The organism is Streptomyces sp. CA-111067 (assembly GCF_050956065.1).
In the GTDB taxonomy this organism is placed as follows: Bacteria; Actinomycetota; Actinomycetes; order Streptomycetales; family Streptomycetaceae; genus Actinacidiphila.
Genome location: NZ_CP192103.1, coordinates 4,574,156 through 4,588,338, shown reverse-complemented (window position 1 = coordinate 4,588,338; position 14,183 = coordinate 4,574,156). Strand labels below are relative to the sequence as shown.

Below are 14,183 nucleotides of genomic sequence, written 5' to 3'. Positions count from 1 at the left end.
GGGGGAGCAAGTCATGCCTGGAAAAAACGACTTCTCGGGGATAGACCCGCTCGCGTTACACACCATGATGGCGTCGTTCAGCACCGACAAGGAGACCTTGCACGGCGCCTACAACTCGTACTTCTACCGCTTCAGTGAGTACGGTCTCGACACCCAGCCGCTCAGCGGCCTCAGCAGCGTCGCGCTGTGGATGGACGACCAACTACCCGGCCTCAAGCGCCGCTACTCCCTGGCGATGGGCCTGGAGCGAGGCGGCGACTTCAAGCACGTGGTGCAGGTGCCGGAGCCGGTGATCAGCACCACGGAGGCGCGGAAAGAGGCCAAGCAGCTCGCCACACAGATGAGTTCGATCACCCGGCTGGACGGCGACGCAGGCGACCAGTTCCACACCATCGCCCTCGACCTGGCCGCCCACAAGGACGATCCCGAGTTCTGCGCGGCCTTCTACGGGTCGCTCGACCCCAGAACCCGCGCGCAGGACCTGCCCAGCCTGTTACCGGCGACGGGCAGCAAGACCGCCGCGGACGACCTGGTGATCTACAGCAAGGCGCTCGGCAGCGCCACCCGCGACCCGTACCCTGACCCCGGCTTCGACCAGGTGAAGAAGCTCTACACCACGCCGGTCCCCAAGACGGAGTACCAGGCCGGCTGGAACCGGGCGGCGATGATGCACTTCGGCGACTTCGACACGAAGTTCCTGGCGTCCGCCACCCGCGCGTCCGTCCTCGACCAGGTGGCCAAGGACAAGGACCAGGACTTCAGCGGCAGCCTCACCGACAGCATCGCGCTCGGACTGCCGCAGGACACGGTGGCGTTGGCCCTCTCCGACCTGGACCACGACGGCACCGCGGCCTACACCGCGTTCTCCCAGATGGGCGACCCGAAGCACCCCGACCTCCAGACCAACCTGGACACCCTCTTCCAGTACGCGAAGGCGGACCCGGACGCGCAGGACGGCCTGACCCGGGCGGTCAACGCCGGGGCGGGAGTGAAGGGCCACACGGACTCCGCGGGCGACTGGCACGTGGACCCCGAGAGCCACGACGACTACCAGAACGCGTTCGCCATGGCCGCGATGATCGCGGCCGGCCGCAACAGGAACGAGATCAACGCGTCCTACGACGGCACGTCCAAGATGGACCTGGGGCGGCTGGCGGCGTCCTACCCGAACGAGTTGTTCTCGGGCGGCAACGGGCTCAACTCCAACATCAAGCAGTCCACGCTCGGCGTCCCGACTGACTACACCGACATCCCGGGCGTGACCCCGTCTTTCGTGCTCAGTCCCGAGGACACCTACAGCTTCCTGGAGACCTTTGCCGGCGACGACTCCTCCACCGCGCCCTACGACGAGGTCATGGGGAGCCTCCAGCACACCGTGCTCATCAAGTGCGCCCAGGTGGACAACGCGGCCGTACGAGCCGGCAAACAGGACCCGCAGCACTACGAAGATGCCGCCCAAGGCTTTGGAACCGTGCAACGGATGCAGTACGAGGCAGAGATCAAGGTGCGCGGCGACAAGGACGCCATGGACGAGGCCACCCGCGAGAATCAGAAGCGGTTGCTCATCCTCGGCGGCGAGCTGGCCGGCGAGCCGGAGTTGAACTTCGCCCTCAGGCAGGGCTGGCGGGCTGGCATGTTCACGGTCAAGGAGTTCGGCGGCTCGGCGTACGTCGATTCAGGCGTGGAGCGCACTGAAGGGGTCGAGGACAAGAACTACGAGATGCTCATGCAGACCCGCTACACGATGACCTCCACGCTGCTGGACGGCGGCTGGAAAGTCACCACGCCGCTGCCCGATGACCTCCGGGGCCCTGACGGGAAGCTCAAACCGTACGAGGAGTTGGCCAAGGACAAGAAGCTCGACGACTTCGACGACTGGGTCAACGAGCAACGCGGCGGGCCGGAGGCGCTCCAGCACAAGCAGTCCATCGCCGGCAGTCTGCTGAACAACAACGCGGCCGACCTCATCGCCCACGAGGTGGATGAGGGCTGACGACCTGGCTGAGCCGTGCGGTCAGATGGCGCGGCTCAGCCGGTGCGCAGGCAATCCGTCCGGCCGGTGGTGGTCCAGAGTTCGGTGGTGGGGTGATCGCCTGACGCGGTCGCCGTCACTGTCAGGTGGATGTGAGCCTTCTTGTTGATCAACACCTCTGAGTTGCGGGTGTAGTAGTCGTTGTCCGGCTCCACGTCGAAATCAAGGCCATATCCACGGGGCATGAGCCACGACTCCGTCGCCACCGTGCTGTGGTTCAGGTACGTGTGCACAGGTCCGATGCGGAACGTCTGGTGCCCGGCGAAGGAGTAGCGCTCCTTGCCGTGCCCGCAGGACACCGCCTGTGTGGCGTCCTGGGTCACCTTGTAGTCGGTCGTAGCGGTGAAGTAGCCCCGGGCATACTGCGCCAGCCAGCGCGCGTCCGCCGCCATCTTCGCCGCTGACTCCTTCGCCTTCGGGCCGGACGGCGACGAGCTGCATGCCGACGCCGTCAGCGCGAGCGCCACCGTGGCGGCCGCGCACACCAGGGACCGCGCCGCCGGGCGGCGGCGGCTCGGGCGGGGTAACACAGGCATCGACGTCATGCGCCCGGACACTAACGCACCCGGACACCCGGGCGGGAGTATGCCTTTTCGGGCGGGCGCGTGGCGGCTAGGACGGGGTGGAGGTCGGGGCGCCGGAGGGGCGTTGGGGGAGGAGGGCCTTGCACGTGTTGTACGCCTTGGCCGTCTTCGGGTCCGACGTGTTGAGGCCGCGCATTCCGCCGAAGCCGCCGGCGCCCCTTGCGTTGGTGGCGCCGGGGGACGGGGTCGGGAGGGTGACGCCGTGGTCCTTCAGGCAGCTGGTGAACGCCTTGAGTGCCGTGCTGTCCATGCCGCCTGCGCCACCGCGCTGGCCGTTGAACTGGGGGCGCAGCGAGTCGCACGCCTTCATCGCCGCCGCCGTCTTCGGGTCGGCCGACGCCCCGCCGAAGCCGCCGTAGCCTCCGAAGCCGCCCCGGCCACCGCCGCCGCCCGAGCCTGAGGGGCGTCCTGACGGACGTCCGCTCGGCGCTCCCGACGGGCGGCCGGCGCCCGGCGAGAAGGACGGGAGCGTCACGCCGTGCTGGGTCAGGCAGTCGCGGTACTTGCTCATCGCCTGCGCGTCGACGCCCGAGCCGCCCGCCTTCCCCGAGGCCGAGGCCGACGTGGAGGCCGACGCGCCCGTCGTGCTCGACGCCGAGGACGAGCCGGAGCTAGAACCGCACGCGGACAGCAGCAGCAGCGCGCCGGATGCGAGGACGGCGACGGACGCGCCGGCCCGCAGCGCGGTGCCGCGCGGCGTGGTCGGCCGGAGAGTGGTCCTGGTCATGTCCGTGGTCTCCTCGGAAGAAGCGGCAGAAGGGGCGGGCTCGCGGCTGGCGCGCGCACGCCGGTGGTGGCGGGCCCATGACTGAACCGCACGGAGGTAGGGACTCCCAGGGGGCCGGCTGTGAGTTCGCGGGGAGTCAGACCGGTGGATATCCCCGCCCGGGGTCACTCAATGACCGCTTCTCTACCTATTTGGCAGGGTTCGCTGACGGCTCACGCCCCCGCACGCGACCCGCCGCTCCCAGCGAACTCCCAGGGTTCTCCCAGGGCTTCAAAGGCGTACCCGGCCAGGATGCGCGGCATGAAGGTGCTCCCACGGCGGCGCAGGGCCGTCCTGATCAACTCGGTGCTCGGCGTGGTGGTCCTCGCGGGCGCCGGCGGTGCCTACGCGGCGGTGCACAGCGGCGACAGCAGCGGCTCGTCCGGCAGCGGCAGCGCGCGGGTGGCCACGGTGTCCACGGGAACGGTGCTCGCCACCGTGTCCGGCTCCGGGACGCTCGCCTCGCCCAGCGACGCGGGCCTGGACTTCACCACCGGCGGCACGCTCACCGAGGTGGACGTGAAACCCGGTGACAAGGTCAAGAAGGGCCAGGTGCTGGCGAAGGTCGACCCGACGTCGGCCAAGGAGACGCTGACGCAGGACGAGGCGTCGCTGACCGCCGCCCAGGCCAACCTGACCAAGGTGGAGGCCGGCGAACTCCCCGCGTCCACCGGCAACTCGGGCTCCAATTCAGGCTCCGGCTCCGTCGACGGCCGCGACGCCGTCACCCCGACCCCCACCCCCTCGCCCACCCCGACCGTCGACCCCGCTCAACTCGCCCAGGCGCAAGCCCAGTTGGCCCAGGCGCAGAACGCCGTGGACGCCGACCAGCGCGCGGTGGACGGCTGCGTACTGAAGGCCGCCGTCTCCGGCACGGTCGCCTCCGTCTCCGCCGCCAAGGGCGACACGGTGACGGGCACCGGCGGCAACGGCAGCAGCTCAGGCGCCGGATCGGGTTCGGGCAGCGGCTCCAGCACCGGGTCGAGCAGCTCCAGCTCCTCCTCCAGCTCCACCCCTTCGGGCTTCGTCGTGCTGACCAACCCCTCCGGCATGCAGGTCTCCGCCGACTTCTCCGAGGCCGACTCGCTGAAGATCAAGGCCGGCCAGTCCGCGACCGTCACGCTGAACGCCGAGTCCGGCACCGTGCTCAACGCCAAGGTGCTGTCGATCAGTTCGCTCCCGGTCAGCAGCGGTTCCGGCTCGGGCTCCGGGAGTTCGAGCGGCAGCGCCGTGCAGTACGCGGCCACCCTGTCCATCACCAGTGACACCTCCAGCCTGCGCACCGGTCTGAGCGCCAGCATCTCCGTCACCACCGGCTCCGCGTCGGACGCGCTCAGCGTGCCGACCGCCGCCGTGTCGGGCACCGGCGCCAACCGCACCGTGCTGGTGGTCAACGCCGACGGCTCCACCACCCGTACCAACGTCACCGTCGGCGTCGAGGGCGACAGCACCGACCAGATCACCACCGGCCTCAAGGCAGGCCAGCAGGTGCAGATCCCGACGGTCGCCTCGTCCGGCAACGGCGGCTTCCCGAGCGGTGCCTTCCCCGGCGGCGCGGGCCGGCTCGGCGGCGGCACGGCCGGCGGTCTGCGCGGCGGCGCGGGTGGAGCGGGCGGCTTCAGCGGGTTCGGCGGAGGTGGCCGCGGATGAGCCCGGACAGCCGTTCCGGGCCGGCTCCCGGAAGCCGTTCGGTGCGCAGCAGGCCCTGGCAGAAACTCGGTTCGCGCCTGAGCCGGCCCGGCCAGCACCGCAGGAGCGACGACGCGGCGGACCCCCTGGCAGACGACCCCGAGCAGAGCCCCTGGGGGCCGCCCCCCGTCATCGAGGTGCGGTCCCTGCTGAAGACGTACGGCATCGGCGACGCCGCCGTCCGCGCGCTCGGCGGCCCGGCCGACCCGGCGACCGGCGAGTCCCCCGGTGTCGACCTGCTGGTCGAGCAGGGCGACATGGTCGCGGTGATGGGCAGTTCGGGCTCCGGCAAGTCCACCCTGATGAACATCATCGGCTGCCTGGACGTCCCCACCTCCGGCCGCTACCTGCTGGACGGCATCGACGTCGGCGGCCTGGACGAGCACCAGCTCTCGCTGGTCCGCAACCGCAAGATCGGCTTCGTCTTCCAGTCGTTCAACCTGGTGCCGCGCACCCCCGCCCTCGCGCAGGTCGAACTCCCCCTGGCCTACGCCGGGGTGCGGTCCGCCGAGCGGCGCCGCCGGGCGCTCGCCGCGCTCTCCCTGGTGGGCCTGGCCGACCGGGTGGACCACCGTCCCAACGAGCTGTCCGGCGGCCAACAGCAGCGGGTCGCGGTGGCCCGCGCGCTGGTCACCGCCCCGGCGATGCTGCTCGCCGACGAGCCGACCGGCAACCTCGACAGCCACAGCACCGAGGAAGTCCTCGCCATCGTCGACCGGTTGAACGCCTCCGGCCGCACCGTCGTCCTGATCACCCACGAGGACGAGGTGGCCCGGCACGCCAAGCGGGTACTGCGGCTGGTGGACGGCCAGATCGTGGAGGACGTGCGGCGGGCGCCCGTCGACGGCCCGCCGCCGGCCCTCGCCAACCCCGGCGTCTTCGCCGCGCACTCGCCGCACGCCCTGACCGGCGGCAACAGCGGCGGACTGACGGGCGGAGGCACCCACCTGTGAACCCCTTCGAGACCCTGCGCTTCGCCGTCGGCGGGCTCGCCGCGAACAAGGTCCGCTCCGGGCTGACGATGCTCGGCGTGCTGATCGGCGTCGCCGCCGTGATCATCCTGCTGGCGGTCGGCAACGGCTCCTCGCAGTCCGTCAAGGACTCGATCGAGAAGCTCGGCACCAACTCGCTGACCATCTCCTCAGGCGGCGGTTCGACCGGCGGCGCCTCGTCGGGCACCGGCACCAAGCCGCTGACCGTGGACGACGCCCGCGCGCTCGCCGACCCGACCAGCGCGCCCGACATCGAGTCCGTCGCGCCCGAGGTGACCACCTCGCAGACCGCGCTGTACGGCAGCACCTCGCACACCGTCGGCCAGGTCGTCGGCACCTACCCGGCGTATTTCAAGACGTCCAACAGCAAGGTCGCCAAGGGCGACTACTTCAGCGCCGACGACGTGCTCAACTCCCGCAAGGTGGCGGTGATCGGCTCGACCACGGCCACCGACCTGTTCGGCACGGTGAGCCCGGTCGGCAAGAAGATCGTCATCGGCGGCACCCCGTTCACCGTGGTCGGCGTGCTGGAGACCAAGGGCGGCACCGGCTTCCAGGACCCGGACGACACCGTGGTCGCGCCGCTGCCGACCGTGCAGAACGCGTTCACCGGCTTCGGCCCGGTCAGCCAGATCCTGGTGGAGGCCAAGTCGGCGCACGCCACCACGCCCGCGCAGAACGAGATCACCACCGTGCTGATGGCGCAGCACGGCATCAAGAACGCCAACTCGCTGGACTTCAGGGTCAGCAGCCAGGAGTCGCTGCTGAGCACGCAGTCCGACACCAACAAGACGTTCACCGTGCTGCTCGGCGCGGTAGCGGCGATCTCGCTGCTGGTCGGCGGGATCGGCATCACCAACATCATGCTGGTCACGGTGACCGAGCGGACCCGCGAGATCGGCATCCGCAAGGCGATCGGCGCGCCCAAGGGCGTGATACTCGGGCAGTTCCTCGCGGAGTCGACGCTGTTGTCGCTGGTCGGCGGCGGGCTCGGGGTACTGGCCGGGCTGATCGGCTCGCGCTTCACCATCGTCGGCATCAAACCGGTGATCATCCCGGAGTCGGTGTGGGGGGCGTTCGGCATCGCGGTGGCGATCGGGCTGTTCTTCGGCAGCTACCCGGCGAACCGGGCGGCGAGCCTGCGGCCGATCGAGGCGCTGCGGCACGAGTGAGGTACGGCACGAGTGAGGCACCACGCGAGTGAGCCCCGGCCGTCCCGCCACCAGGGGCGGCCACCCACGGACAGACGACGCACAGACAGGGAAAAGGGAGAAGCGGACATGGCGCGACGCCGCACCGAGCTTGTCAAGGCCGACGCCGACACGGACCTGCTGCCGCGCGTCCCCGAGGCCGGCCGGATCGAGATCATGGAGCAGCAGGACGGGCACGGGTTCGGCGGCGAGGTCGCCGAGCGGCCCGAGGACGTCCTCGCCTCGCCGCCGGACGCGCGGGACATCTCCGCGGAGCTGGCCGCGCCGCCACGGCGCAAACTGCCGTGGCTGACGCTGCTGCTGTCCGCGTGCGTGGTGGCCGCGGGCGCGTTCGCCGGCGGGGCGCTGGTGGAGAAGAACCACCTGAACGGCTCGTCGGGCGGCGCCGCCCGCGCCTTCCAGCAGGCGGTCGCGGGCCGGGCCGGCGGCAGCACCGCGGGCACCGGCGGCCGGACGTTCGGCGGCGCGGGCGGTACGGGAACGGGCACCGGCACCGCGTCCGGTGGCGCCGGCGGCGGGACGGCGAGCGGGGTGACCGCCGGCACCATCAAGCTGGTGGACGGCAGCACCATCTACGTCACCGACGCCCAGGGCGACATCGTCAAGGTCACCACCAAGGGCACCACGAAGGTCAGCGAGTCCAAGGACGGCAAGGTCGGCGACCTCAAGCCGGGCCAGAGCGTGACCGTACGCGGCACCGCGAACTCCTCCGGCGACATCGCCGCGAGCACCGTCACCGAGGGCGCGCTGCCCACCGGCGGGTTCGGCGGCGGCTTCGGGGGCTTCGGCGGCGGTTCAGCGGGCGGCACGGGCGGTGCGACGGCCGGCGGCAGCCAGGGTTGATGCCGCGTTTACGCTGGTGAGGCGTAGTGTGCGGCGGCGACGCTGAGGAGGATTGCGGAGGACCCATGGACATGCCCGAGGCCAGCCTGCTGGTCGTGGACGACGAACCGAACATCAGGGAACTGCTCTCCGCGTCCCTGCGCTTCGTCGGCTTCAAGGTCGTGTCCGCCGCCTCCGGCGCCGACGCGCTGGCCGCCGTCGCCCGCGAGCGCCCCGACCTGGTCGTCCTGGACGTGATGCTGCCCGACATGACCGGTTTCGCGGTCGTCAAGCGGCTGCGCGAGGAGTCCGGGCCCTACGCACGCAACGGCAGCGGCGCCGACGACCGGCTGCCGGTGCTCTTCCTCACCGCGAAGGACGGCGTCGAGGACAAGATCAGCGGGCTGACGGCGGGCGGCGACGACTACGTCACCAAGCCGTTCAGCCTGGAGGAGCTGATCGCCCGGATCCGGGCGATCCTGCGCCGCAGCGGCGGCCCCACCGACGACGGCCGGCTGGTCGCGGGCGACCTGGAGCTCGACCCGGTCGGCCACCAGGTGCTGCGCGCCGGGCGGCCGGTGTCGCTGTCCCCCACCGAGTTCAAGCTGCTCGCGTACCTGATGGCCAACGCGGACCGGGTGGTGTCCAAGCTCCAGATCCTGGACCACGTGTGGGCGTACGACTTCGGCGGCGACCTCAGCATCGTCGAGTCGTACATCTCGTATGTACGGCGCAAGGTGGATTCCGGCGCGGACGGGGCGGCGAAGCTGATCCACACGGTGCGCGGGGTTGGTTACGTGCTGCGCCGCCCGCAGGGCCAGGGCTGACGTGCGCGCCTTCCGCGTACGCGGCTTCCGCGTGCCCGGCGTCGGCGTGCGCGGCTTCGGCGTGCCCGGCGTCGGCGTGCGCGGGCTTCCCGGACGCCGCTTCTCCGTGCCCGGCCGGTCCTCGCTCGCCGCGCTGCGGCCGTCCGCGCTGTCGCTGCGCTCCCGGCTGGTGCTGCTCGCGCTGGTGCTGGTGCTGCTCGGGCTCGCGGTCAGCGACACCGTCGTACTCGGCTCGGTGCGCGGCCAGCTCGTGCAGCGCGAGGACCAGCAGCTCCAGCGGTACGGCGAGCCGCTGGCCGCGCGGCTGGGCACCGACGGGGTGCCGGCGCCGCGCTTCGTCCGGCCCGGCGGGGACGGCAGGCCGTGGCTGCCGAGCCAGTTCGTGGTCGCGTTCGCGGCGGCCGACGGGACGATATCGGACCAGTTCCGGCTGCCGGTTGCCGCCGGCGACCCGCAGCCGCTGTGGCCGACGATGGACGCGGCCTCGCTGCGGGCGCACCTGGACAAGCCGTTCGACGTCGCCGCGGACCACGGGGGCGGCCGGTGGCGGGTGCTGATCGTGCCGGTGAGCGCGACGGGGACGGGGGGCGTGCCGGGCCACCGCGGGGGCGCGGGTCGGATACCGGCCGGGACGACGGGTTCGACGGCGACGACGGGGACGACGGGTTCGACGGGGGCGGGTGCGTCCGGCCCGGCCCCGGCGGCCCGTGCTCGTGACGGCAGCGCGCTGCCCGCCGGCGTGGTCGTCGCCGCCTCGCTCGACGAGGTGTCCTCCACCACGAACCACCTCAGCACAGCCTTCCTGCTGATCGGCGGCGTGGTCACCGCGCTGCTCGGCATCGCGGGCTGGTTCGCGGTACGGGCCGGGCTGCGCCCGCTGCGGCAGATCGAGGCCACCGCCGTCCAGATCGCGGCCGGCCGGCCGCTGTCGCACCGGATGCCGGAGGCGTCACCGCGCACCGAGGCGGGCCGGCTGTCCACCGCCCTGAACAGCATGCTCGCGCAGATCGAGTCGGCGTTCGCCGCGCGCGCCGCGTCCGAGGAGCAGATGCGCCGGTTCGTCGCCGACGCCAGCCACGAGCTGCGCACCCCGCTCGCCGGGATCCGCGGCTTCGCCGAGCTGTACCGGATGGGCGCGCTGCCCGACGAGGCCGACGTCAAGCGCACGATGGCCCGGATCGAGAGCGAGTCCGTCCGGCTCGGCGGCCTGGTCGAGGACCTGCTGACGCTGGTCAGGATGGACGAGCAGCGGCCCGTCCAGCTGGCGCCGATGGACCTGCGCTCGCTGGCGGTGGACGCGCTGCACGACACGACGGCCCTCGACCCGTCCCGCCCGGTCTCGCTGACCGGTCCCGGCGGCCCCGGCACCGCGCCGGGGCCGGCACCCGTCCTCGGCGACGAGTCGCGGCTGCGCCAGGTGGTCACCAACCTGGTCGGCAACGCGGTCGCCCACACCCCGCCGGGCACGCCGGTGCGGATCGGCGTCGGCACGGTGGACGGCCACGGCGTCCTGGAGGTGTCCGACGCGGGCCCCGGCCTCACCGCCCCGCAGGCGGCCCGGGTCTTCGAACGCTTCTACCGGGTGGACGCCTCCCGCAGCCGCCAGGCGGGCGGCGGCGCGGGCCTCGGCCTGTCCATCGCGGCGGCGCTGATCACCGCCCACCGGGGCCACGTCGACCTCACCACCGCACCGGGCGAGGGCGCGACCTTCCGCATCCGCATCCCGTCGGCCCGGCAGCCGTGACCGGGACCTTGTAGAACGTCCCGGGCCTCAGCCGGCCAGGTCGGCCTGCGCGGTGACCTTGTCGATCCGGGCCCTGACCAGGTACTCGCCGGGCACCCCGTTGCGCGCGCCGAACGCCTCCGCCTGCTCGGGGCCCATGTAGCGGTGCGCGATCCTGGTCGCCCACGTGCGCAGCGGCTCCGGGTCCTCGATGAGTTCCGCGGTGCACTCCAGCAGGACGAACGAGTACGGCGGCCGCTGGTCGTCCACGGCGAGCGCGAAGTGCGGGTCGCGGCGCAGCGCCTTGCCCTTGAGCGTGTCGACGCCGGTGTTGAACACCACACGGACGTCGGACGGGTCGCTGTCGTCGAGCACGAACCAGACGGGCGTGACGTGCGGGCGGCCGTTGGCCCGTTCGACGGCGATCTTCCCGGTGCGGGTGCCGGTCGATACGAAGGTGCGCCACTCGGCGTCGTTCATGTGATGCATACGGTCAGCGTAGGACTCACCCGGCGGCGGCGCGCGTCCCCGCGCCGCGCACCTCGAGGTGGTCGAGCAGTTCGGCGGTGGCCGCGGCGACGGCGGCCACGGCGGCGTCGAACGCCTCGCGGTTGTGCGCGGCGGGCGCCCGGAAGCCGGAGATCTTCCTGACGTACTGGAGGGCGGCCGCGGTGATGTCCTCGTCGTGGACGTCGGGGGTCATCGGGGGGCGGAGGGTCTTGATGCTTCGGCACATGCCTCCAGTGTGGCGCGCGGACCGTTCCGACGTCATGCGCGGCCGCGATCCCGATTCACGCCCGCCCCTTGGCTCGCGGCCGTCACAGTGCTTCAATACTCCGCATTGGTTAGGAACCTTTCCTAACTGCACCGTCAGCCCCCGCAGTTGGCCGCTGTCCGCGGCCGGAAACGGAGACGCACGTGCTGCCTTCCTCCCCCCACTCCACTCCTTCCTCACCTCGCCGGGCCGGCCACGCCGCACACCGCTCCCGCCGCCGGATAGCCATGATCGCCGCCGCGGGCGTCCTGGCCGCGGGCGGCACCAGCCTCGCCCTGGCCGGCACCGGCAGCGCCGCCGTCACGCACGGGGAGGGCGCTGTCACCGCCGTCGCGCCGAAGGCGTCGGGGCCCGGCCTCGCCGACCCGCACAAGAAGGAGATCGCGATGGAGCTGGTCTCCAGCGCGGAGAACTCCTCGCTGGACTGGAAGGCCCAGTACAAGTACATCGAGGACATCGGCGACGGCCGCGGCTACACCGCCGGCATCATCGGCTTCTGCTCGGGCACCGGCGACATGCTGGAGCTCGTCCAGCACTACACCGACCTCAAGCCGGGCAACGGGCTGGCCAAGTACCTGCCGGCGCTGGAGGACGTGAACGGCTCCGACTCGCACGACGGGCTCGGCTCGGCCTTCGTCAGCGCGTGGAAGACCGCGGCGAAGGACACCGTCTTCCAGACCGCGCAGAACGACGAGCGGGACAGCGTCTACTTCAACCCGTCGGTCAACCAGGCCAAGTCCGACGGCCTGGGCACGCTCGGGCAGTTCATCTACTACGACGCCATCGTCATGCACGGCCCCGGCGACGACCCGGTCAGCTTCGGCGGCATCCGCAAGACGGCGATGAAGAAGGCCAAGACGCCGGCGCAGGGCGGCAACGAGACGACGTACCTGAACGCGTTCCTCGACGCGCGCAAGGCCGCGATGAAGACGGAGGACGCGCACGACGACACCAGCCGGGTGGACACCGAGCAGCGGGTGTTCCTCCAGGCGGGCAACCTCAACCTGGACCCGCCGCTGAAGTGGAAGACGTACGGGGACTCGTACCAGATCCTCACGCTGCCGTAGCGGGAACGGCGGCTCCGGGCTGCCGTGGCGGGACGACGGGTGTCGGGCTGCCGCAGCGGGACGGCAGCGGGGCCCGGCCGGGAGGTACCGGCGCGTGCGGGGCGCGCGTGCGGTGTCCGGCCGGGCCCTCTACGCTCGGGGCGGTCCGCGTCAGAGATCGGACGTATCTCTCGTCCGCCATGCCCAGGAGTCGCCGCCATGCTGCGCTACCAGCTCACCCACCCGACGATTCTCGCCGCGCTGGCCTCCGCCGGCCACGGCTCCCGGGTACTCATCAGTGACGGTCACTACCCGCACACCACCGGCGCCAACCCGGCCGCCGAACGCGTCTACCTCAACCTCAGCCCCGACCGGCTGCTGGTGACGGAGGTGCTGGACGCGCTGACCGACGCCGTGCCGATCGAGTCCGCGACCGTGATGTCGCCGCCGCCCGAGGACCCCGAGCCCGCGATCTTCGCCGACTTCCGCGCCGCGCTGCCGGCCCTGCCCGGCCTCGACGCCCTGGACCGGTTCGCCTTCTACGCCGCCGCCCGGACCGCCGACACCGCGCTCGTCATCGCCACCGGCGACCGGCGCACTTACGCCAATCTGCTGCTCACGATCGGTGTGCGCGCGGACTGAACTGTGCTCCGGGGCCCGGGGCGTTCTACTCTTGACGGGTCTTGACGGGTCAAGGACTGCACGACACGGGGGTTGCCGAATGCAGCAGTGGATGTGGTGGCTGGTCGGCCTCTTCTTCGCCTTCGGCGGCTTCGCGTCCGTTCGCGAGGCCGGGCGCAACGCGCTGCGGACCCGGCACAAGCGCAAGATGGAGCGGCTGAAGCACGAACGCCGGGAGCGGCAGGCGCTGGAGGCGGCGAACCGGCCGCCCGAGCCGGTCTGCGGCTGCACCCACCACCTGGCCAAGCACGACAAGAGCGGCCGGTGCCATGAGGCGGTCGAGGTGCCGACCGGGTGGGACGCGGACCGCAAGCCCACCAGCTACGCGCCGGGGTCTTGTACGTGCCAGCAGTACGTGGGGCCGCAGCCGTTGAGCCGGATCTACGCGGAGGAGATCGCCGACCTCTGAGGGGGACCTCTGAGGTGGGGTCCGCGGCCCTAGGCGCCGGGTGGGGTTGCCTCGGATGGGGTTGCGTCGGGGGCGTTTGCCTCGGGCGCGTTTCTGACGTGCAGGTGCCCCCGGTGCGGGAACATCGGCGGGAACGGGGCCAGTTCCGACCGCAGTTCGTAGCCGCACTTGGTCGCGACCCGGCAGGAAGCGGGGTTGGCCACGGCGTGCATCAGCTCGATGTGGCTGACCGGCCACGGGAATCCCGGCGCGAACACCCAGTCCGTGACCGTCCGCACCACCCGCGGCGCGATCCCCCGCCCGCGGGCCGCGGCACCGGTCCAGTACCCGATCTCCGCCGCCCCCGCCCTCTCTGCCCGCTTGACGGCGACGTGCCCGATCAGCCGCCCGCCGTCCCCTCGTTCGACCACGGCGAACGCGAACCGCTCCCCGGTGGCCCACCCCTTGGCCTGATCCGCCAGCCAACTCCGGGCGTCGTCCTCGCCGTCCACCCACCGGGCCAGCCGCAGCCGCATCTCCGGATCACGATGCTCCGCGGCGAGCGCGGCGGCGTCCGCGTCCCGCCAGGCCCGCAGCTCCAACTCCGGCTCGCCCGGACCCGCTTCGACCACCAGCACGACGTCCAT

The 14,183-nt window shown here is 71.9% G+C and carries 16 protein-coding genes; 11 read left to right on the top strand and 5 right to left on the bottom strand.

Annotation, left to right across the window (positions count from 1 at the left end):
* Positions 1–13: 13 nt before the first annotated feature.
* The gene (locus ACQPW6_RS19995) at positions 14–1,993 is read left to right on the top strand and encodes a hypothetical protein (RefSeq protein ID WP_433891014.1); all 1,980 of its coding nucleotides are present in this window, start codon (positions 14–16) and stop codon (positions 1,991–1,993) included.
* 35 nt (positions 1,994–2,028) lie between these two features.
* Here the strand turns inward: ACQPW6_RS19995 and ACQPW6_RS19990 are convergent, their stop codons facing one another.
* Positions 2,029–2,577 (bottom strand): hypothetical protein, encoded by a 549-nt coding sequence (locus tag ACQPW6_RS19990; RefSeq protein WP_433891013.1) that lies wholly within the window; start codon positions 2,575–2,577, stop codon positions 2,029–2,031.
* A 67-nt stretch (positions 2,578–2,644) separates the two neighbouring features.
* Positions 2,645–3,127, bottom strand: a complete 483-nt coding sequence (locus ACQPW6_RS19985) for a hypothetical protein (protein ID WP_433891012.1) — start codon at positions 3,125–3,127, stop codon at positions 2,645–2,647.
* On the opposite strand from ACQPW6_RS19985, the gene ACQPW6_RS19980 reads away from it, so the two are divergent.
* From ACQPW6_RS19980 to ACQPW6_RS19950, 7 genes are all read left to right on the top strand, one after another.
* Entirely contained in the window at positions 3,120–3,428 is a 309-nt protein-coding gene (locus ACQPW6_RS19980; protein ID WP_433891011.1) for a hypothetical protein, read from the top strand. The genes ACQPW6_RS19985 and ACQPW6_RS19980 overlap by 8 nt on opposite strands.
* A 215-nt stretch (positions 3,429–3,643) precedes the next feature.
* Positions 3,644–5,032, top strand: a complete 1,389-nt coding sequence (locus ACQPW6_RS19975) for an efflux RND transporter periplasmic adaptor subunit (RefSeq protein ID WP_433891010.1) — start codon at positions 3,644–3,646, stop codon at positions 5,030–5,032.
* On the top strand, positions 5,029–6,024 hold the full coding sequence (locus ACQPW6_RS19970) for an ABC transporter ATP-binding protein (RefSeq protein WP_433891009.1): 996 nt from the start codon (positions 5,029–5,031) through the stop codon (positions 6,022–6,024). The genes ACQPW6_RS19975 and ACQPW6_RS19970 overlap by 4 nt, the downstream gene beginning before the upstream one ends.
* Entirely contained in the window at positions 6,021–7,235 is a 1,215-nt protein-coding gene (locus ACQPW6_RS19965; protein ID WP_433891008.1) for an ABC transporter permease, read from the top strand. Before ACQPW6_RS19970 ends, ACQPW6_RS19965 begins: the two co-directional genes overlap by 4 nt.
* 108 nt (positions 7,236–7,343) lie before the next feature.
* Positions 7,344–8,117 (top strand): hypothetical protein, encoded by a 774-nt coding sequence (locus ACQPW6_RS19960; RefSeq protein WP_433891007.1) that lies wholly within the window; start codon positions 7,344–7,346, stop codon positions 8,115–8,117.
* A 65-nt stretch (positions 8,118–8,182) separates the two neighbouring features.
* On the top strand, positions 8,183–8,923 hold the full coding sequence (locus tag ACQPW6_RS19955; protein WP_433891006.1) for a response regulator transcription factor: 741 nt from the start codon (positions 8,183–8,185) through the stop codon (positions 8,921–8,923).
* Position 8,924: 1 nt separating this feature from the next.
* Positions 8,925–10,667, top strand: coding sequence for a sensor histidine kinase (locus ACQPW6_RS19950; protein WP_433891005.1), 1,743 nt, complete (start codon positions 8,925–8,927; stop codon positions 10,665–10,667).
* Positions 10,668–10,694: 27 nt separating this feature from the next.
* Here the strand turns inward: ACQPW6_RS19950 and ACQPW6_RS19945 are convergent, their stop codons facing one another.
* Together ACQPW6_RS19945 and ACQPW6_RS19940 are read right to left on the bottom strand one after the other, a co-directional pair.
* On the bottom strand, positions 10,695–11,126 hold the full coding sequence (locus tag ACQPW6_RS19945) for a PPOX class F420-dependent oxidoreductase (RefSeq protein ID WP_433894597.1): 432 nt from the start codon (positions 11,124–11,126) through the stop codon (positions 10,695–10,697).
* Between the two features lie 25 nt (positions 11,127–11,151).
* Positions 11,152–11,382 (bottom strand): DUF2277 domain-containing protein, encoded by a 231-nt coding sequence (locus tag ACQPW6_RS19940; protein WP_433891004.1) that lies wholly within the window; start codon positions 11,380–11,382, stop codon positions 11,152–11,154.
* A gap of 266 nt (positions 11,383–11,648) precedes the next feature.
* Here ACQPW6_RS19940 and ACQPW6_RS19935 point away from each other — a divergent pair, with 266 nt between their 5' ends.
* The 3 genes from ACQPW6_RS19935 to ACQPW6_RS19925 all read left to right on the top strand — a co-directional run bounded on the left by ACQPW6_RS19935 (position 11,649) and on the right by ACQPW6_RS19925 (position 13,557).
* Positions 11,649–12,488: a chitosanase gene (locus ACQPW6_RS19935; RefSeq protein ID WP_433894596.1), complete on the top strand. Its 840-nt coding sequence runs from the start codon at positions 11,649–11,651 to the stop codon at positions 12,486–12,488.
* A 198-nt stretch (positions 12,489–12,686) separates the two neighbouring features.
* Positions 12,687–13,109, top strand: a complete 423-nt coding sequence (locus tag ACQPW6_RS19930) for an RbsD/FucU family protein (RefSeq protein ID WP_433891003.1) — start codon at positions 12,687–12,689, stop codon at positions 13,107–13,109.
* 79 nt (positions 13,110–13,188) lie between these two features.
* Entirely contained in the window at positions 13,189–13,557 is a 369-nt protein-coding gene (locus ACQPW6_RS19925; protein ID WP_433891002.1) for a hypothetical protein, read from the top strand.
* Positions 13,558–13,586: 29 nt separating this feature from the next.
* On the opposite strand, the gene ACQPW6_RS19920 is transcribed toward ACQPW6_RS19925, so the two are convergent.
* Positions 13,587–14,183: a GNAT family N-acetyltransferase gene (locus tag ACQPW6_RS19920; protein WP_433891001.1), complete on the bottom strand. Its 597-nt coding sequence runs from the start codon at positions 14,181–14,183 to the stop codon at positions 13,587–13,589.

Excerpts from the sequence above, each read along its gene's own strand:
- ACQPW6_RS19995 (WP_433891014.1), top strand. The coding sequence starts at position 14 with ATGCCTGGAAAAAACGACTTCTCGGGGATAGACCCGCTCGCGTTACAC.
- ACQPW6_RS19990 (WP_433891013.1), bottom strand. The coding sequence starts at position 2,577 with ATGACGTCGATGCCTGTGTTACCCCGCCCGAGCCGCCGCCGCCCGGCG.
- ACQPW6_RS19985 (WP_433891012.1), bottom strand. The coding sequence starts at position 3,127 with ATGAGCAAGTACCGCGACTGCCTGACCCAGCACGGCGTGACGCTCCCG.
- ACQPW6_RS19975 (WP_433891010.1), top strand. The coding sequence starts at position 3,644 with ATGAAGGTGCTCCCACGGCGGCGCAGGGCCGTCCTGATCAACTCGGTG.
- ACQPW6_RS19970 (WP_433891009.1), top strand. The coding sequence starts at position 5,029 with ATGAGCCCGGACAGCCGTTCCGGGCCGGCTCCCGGAAGCCGTTCGGTG.
- ACQPW6_RS19960 (WP_433891007.1), top strand. The coding sequence starts at position 7,344 with ATGGCGCGACGCCGCACCGAGCTTGTCAAGGCCGACGCCGACACGGAC.
- ACQPW6_RS19955 (WP_433891006.1), top strand. The coding sequence starts at position 8,183 with ATGGACATGCCCGAGGCCAGCCTGCTGGTCGTGGACGACGAACCGAAC.
- ACQPW6_RS19945 (WP_433894597.1), bottom strand. The coding sequence starts at position 11,126 with ATGAACGACGCCGAGTGGCGCACCTTCGTATCGACCGGCACCCGCACC.
- ACQPW6_RS19940 (WP_433891004.1), bottom strand. The coding sequence starts at position 11,382 with ATGTGCCGAAGCATCAAGACCCTCCGCCCCCCGATGACCCCCGACGTC.
- ACQPW6_RS19935 (WP_433894596.1), top strand. The coding sequence starts at position 11,649 with ATGATCGCCGCCGCGGGCGTCCTGGCCGCGGGCGGCACCAGCCTCGCC.
- ACQPW6_RS19930 (WP_433891003.1), top strand. The coding sequence starts at position 12,687 with ATGCTGCGCTACCAGCTCACCCACCCGACGATTCTCGCCGCGCTGGCC.
- ACQPW6_RS19925 (WP_433891002.1), top strand. The coding sequence starts at position 13,189 with ATGCAGCAGTGGATGTGGTGGCTGGTCGGCCTCTTCTTCGCCTTCGGC.
- ACQPW6_RS19920 (WP_433891001.1), bottom strand. The coding sequence starts at position 14,183 with ATGGACGTCGTGCTGGTGGTCGAAGCGGGTCCGGGCGAGCCGGAGTTG.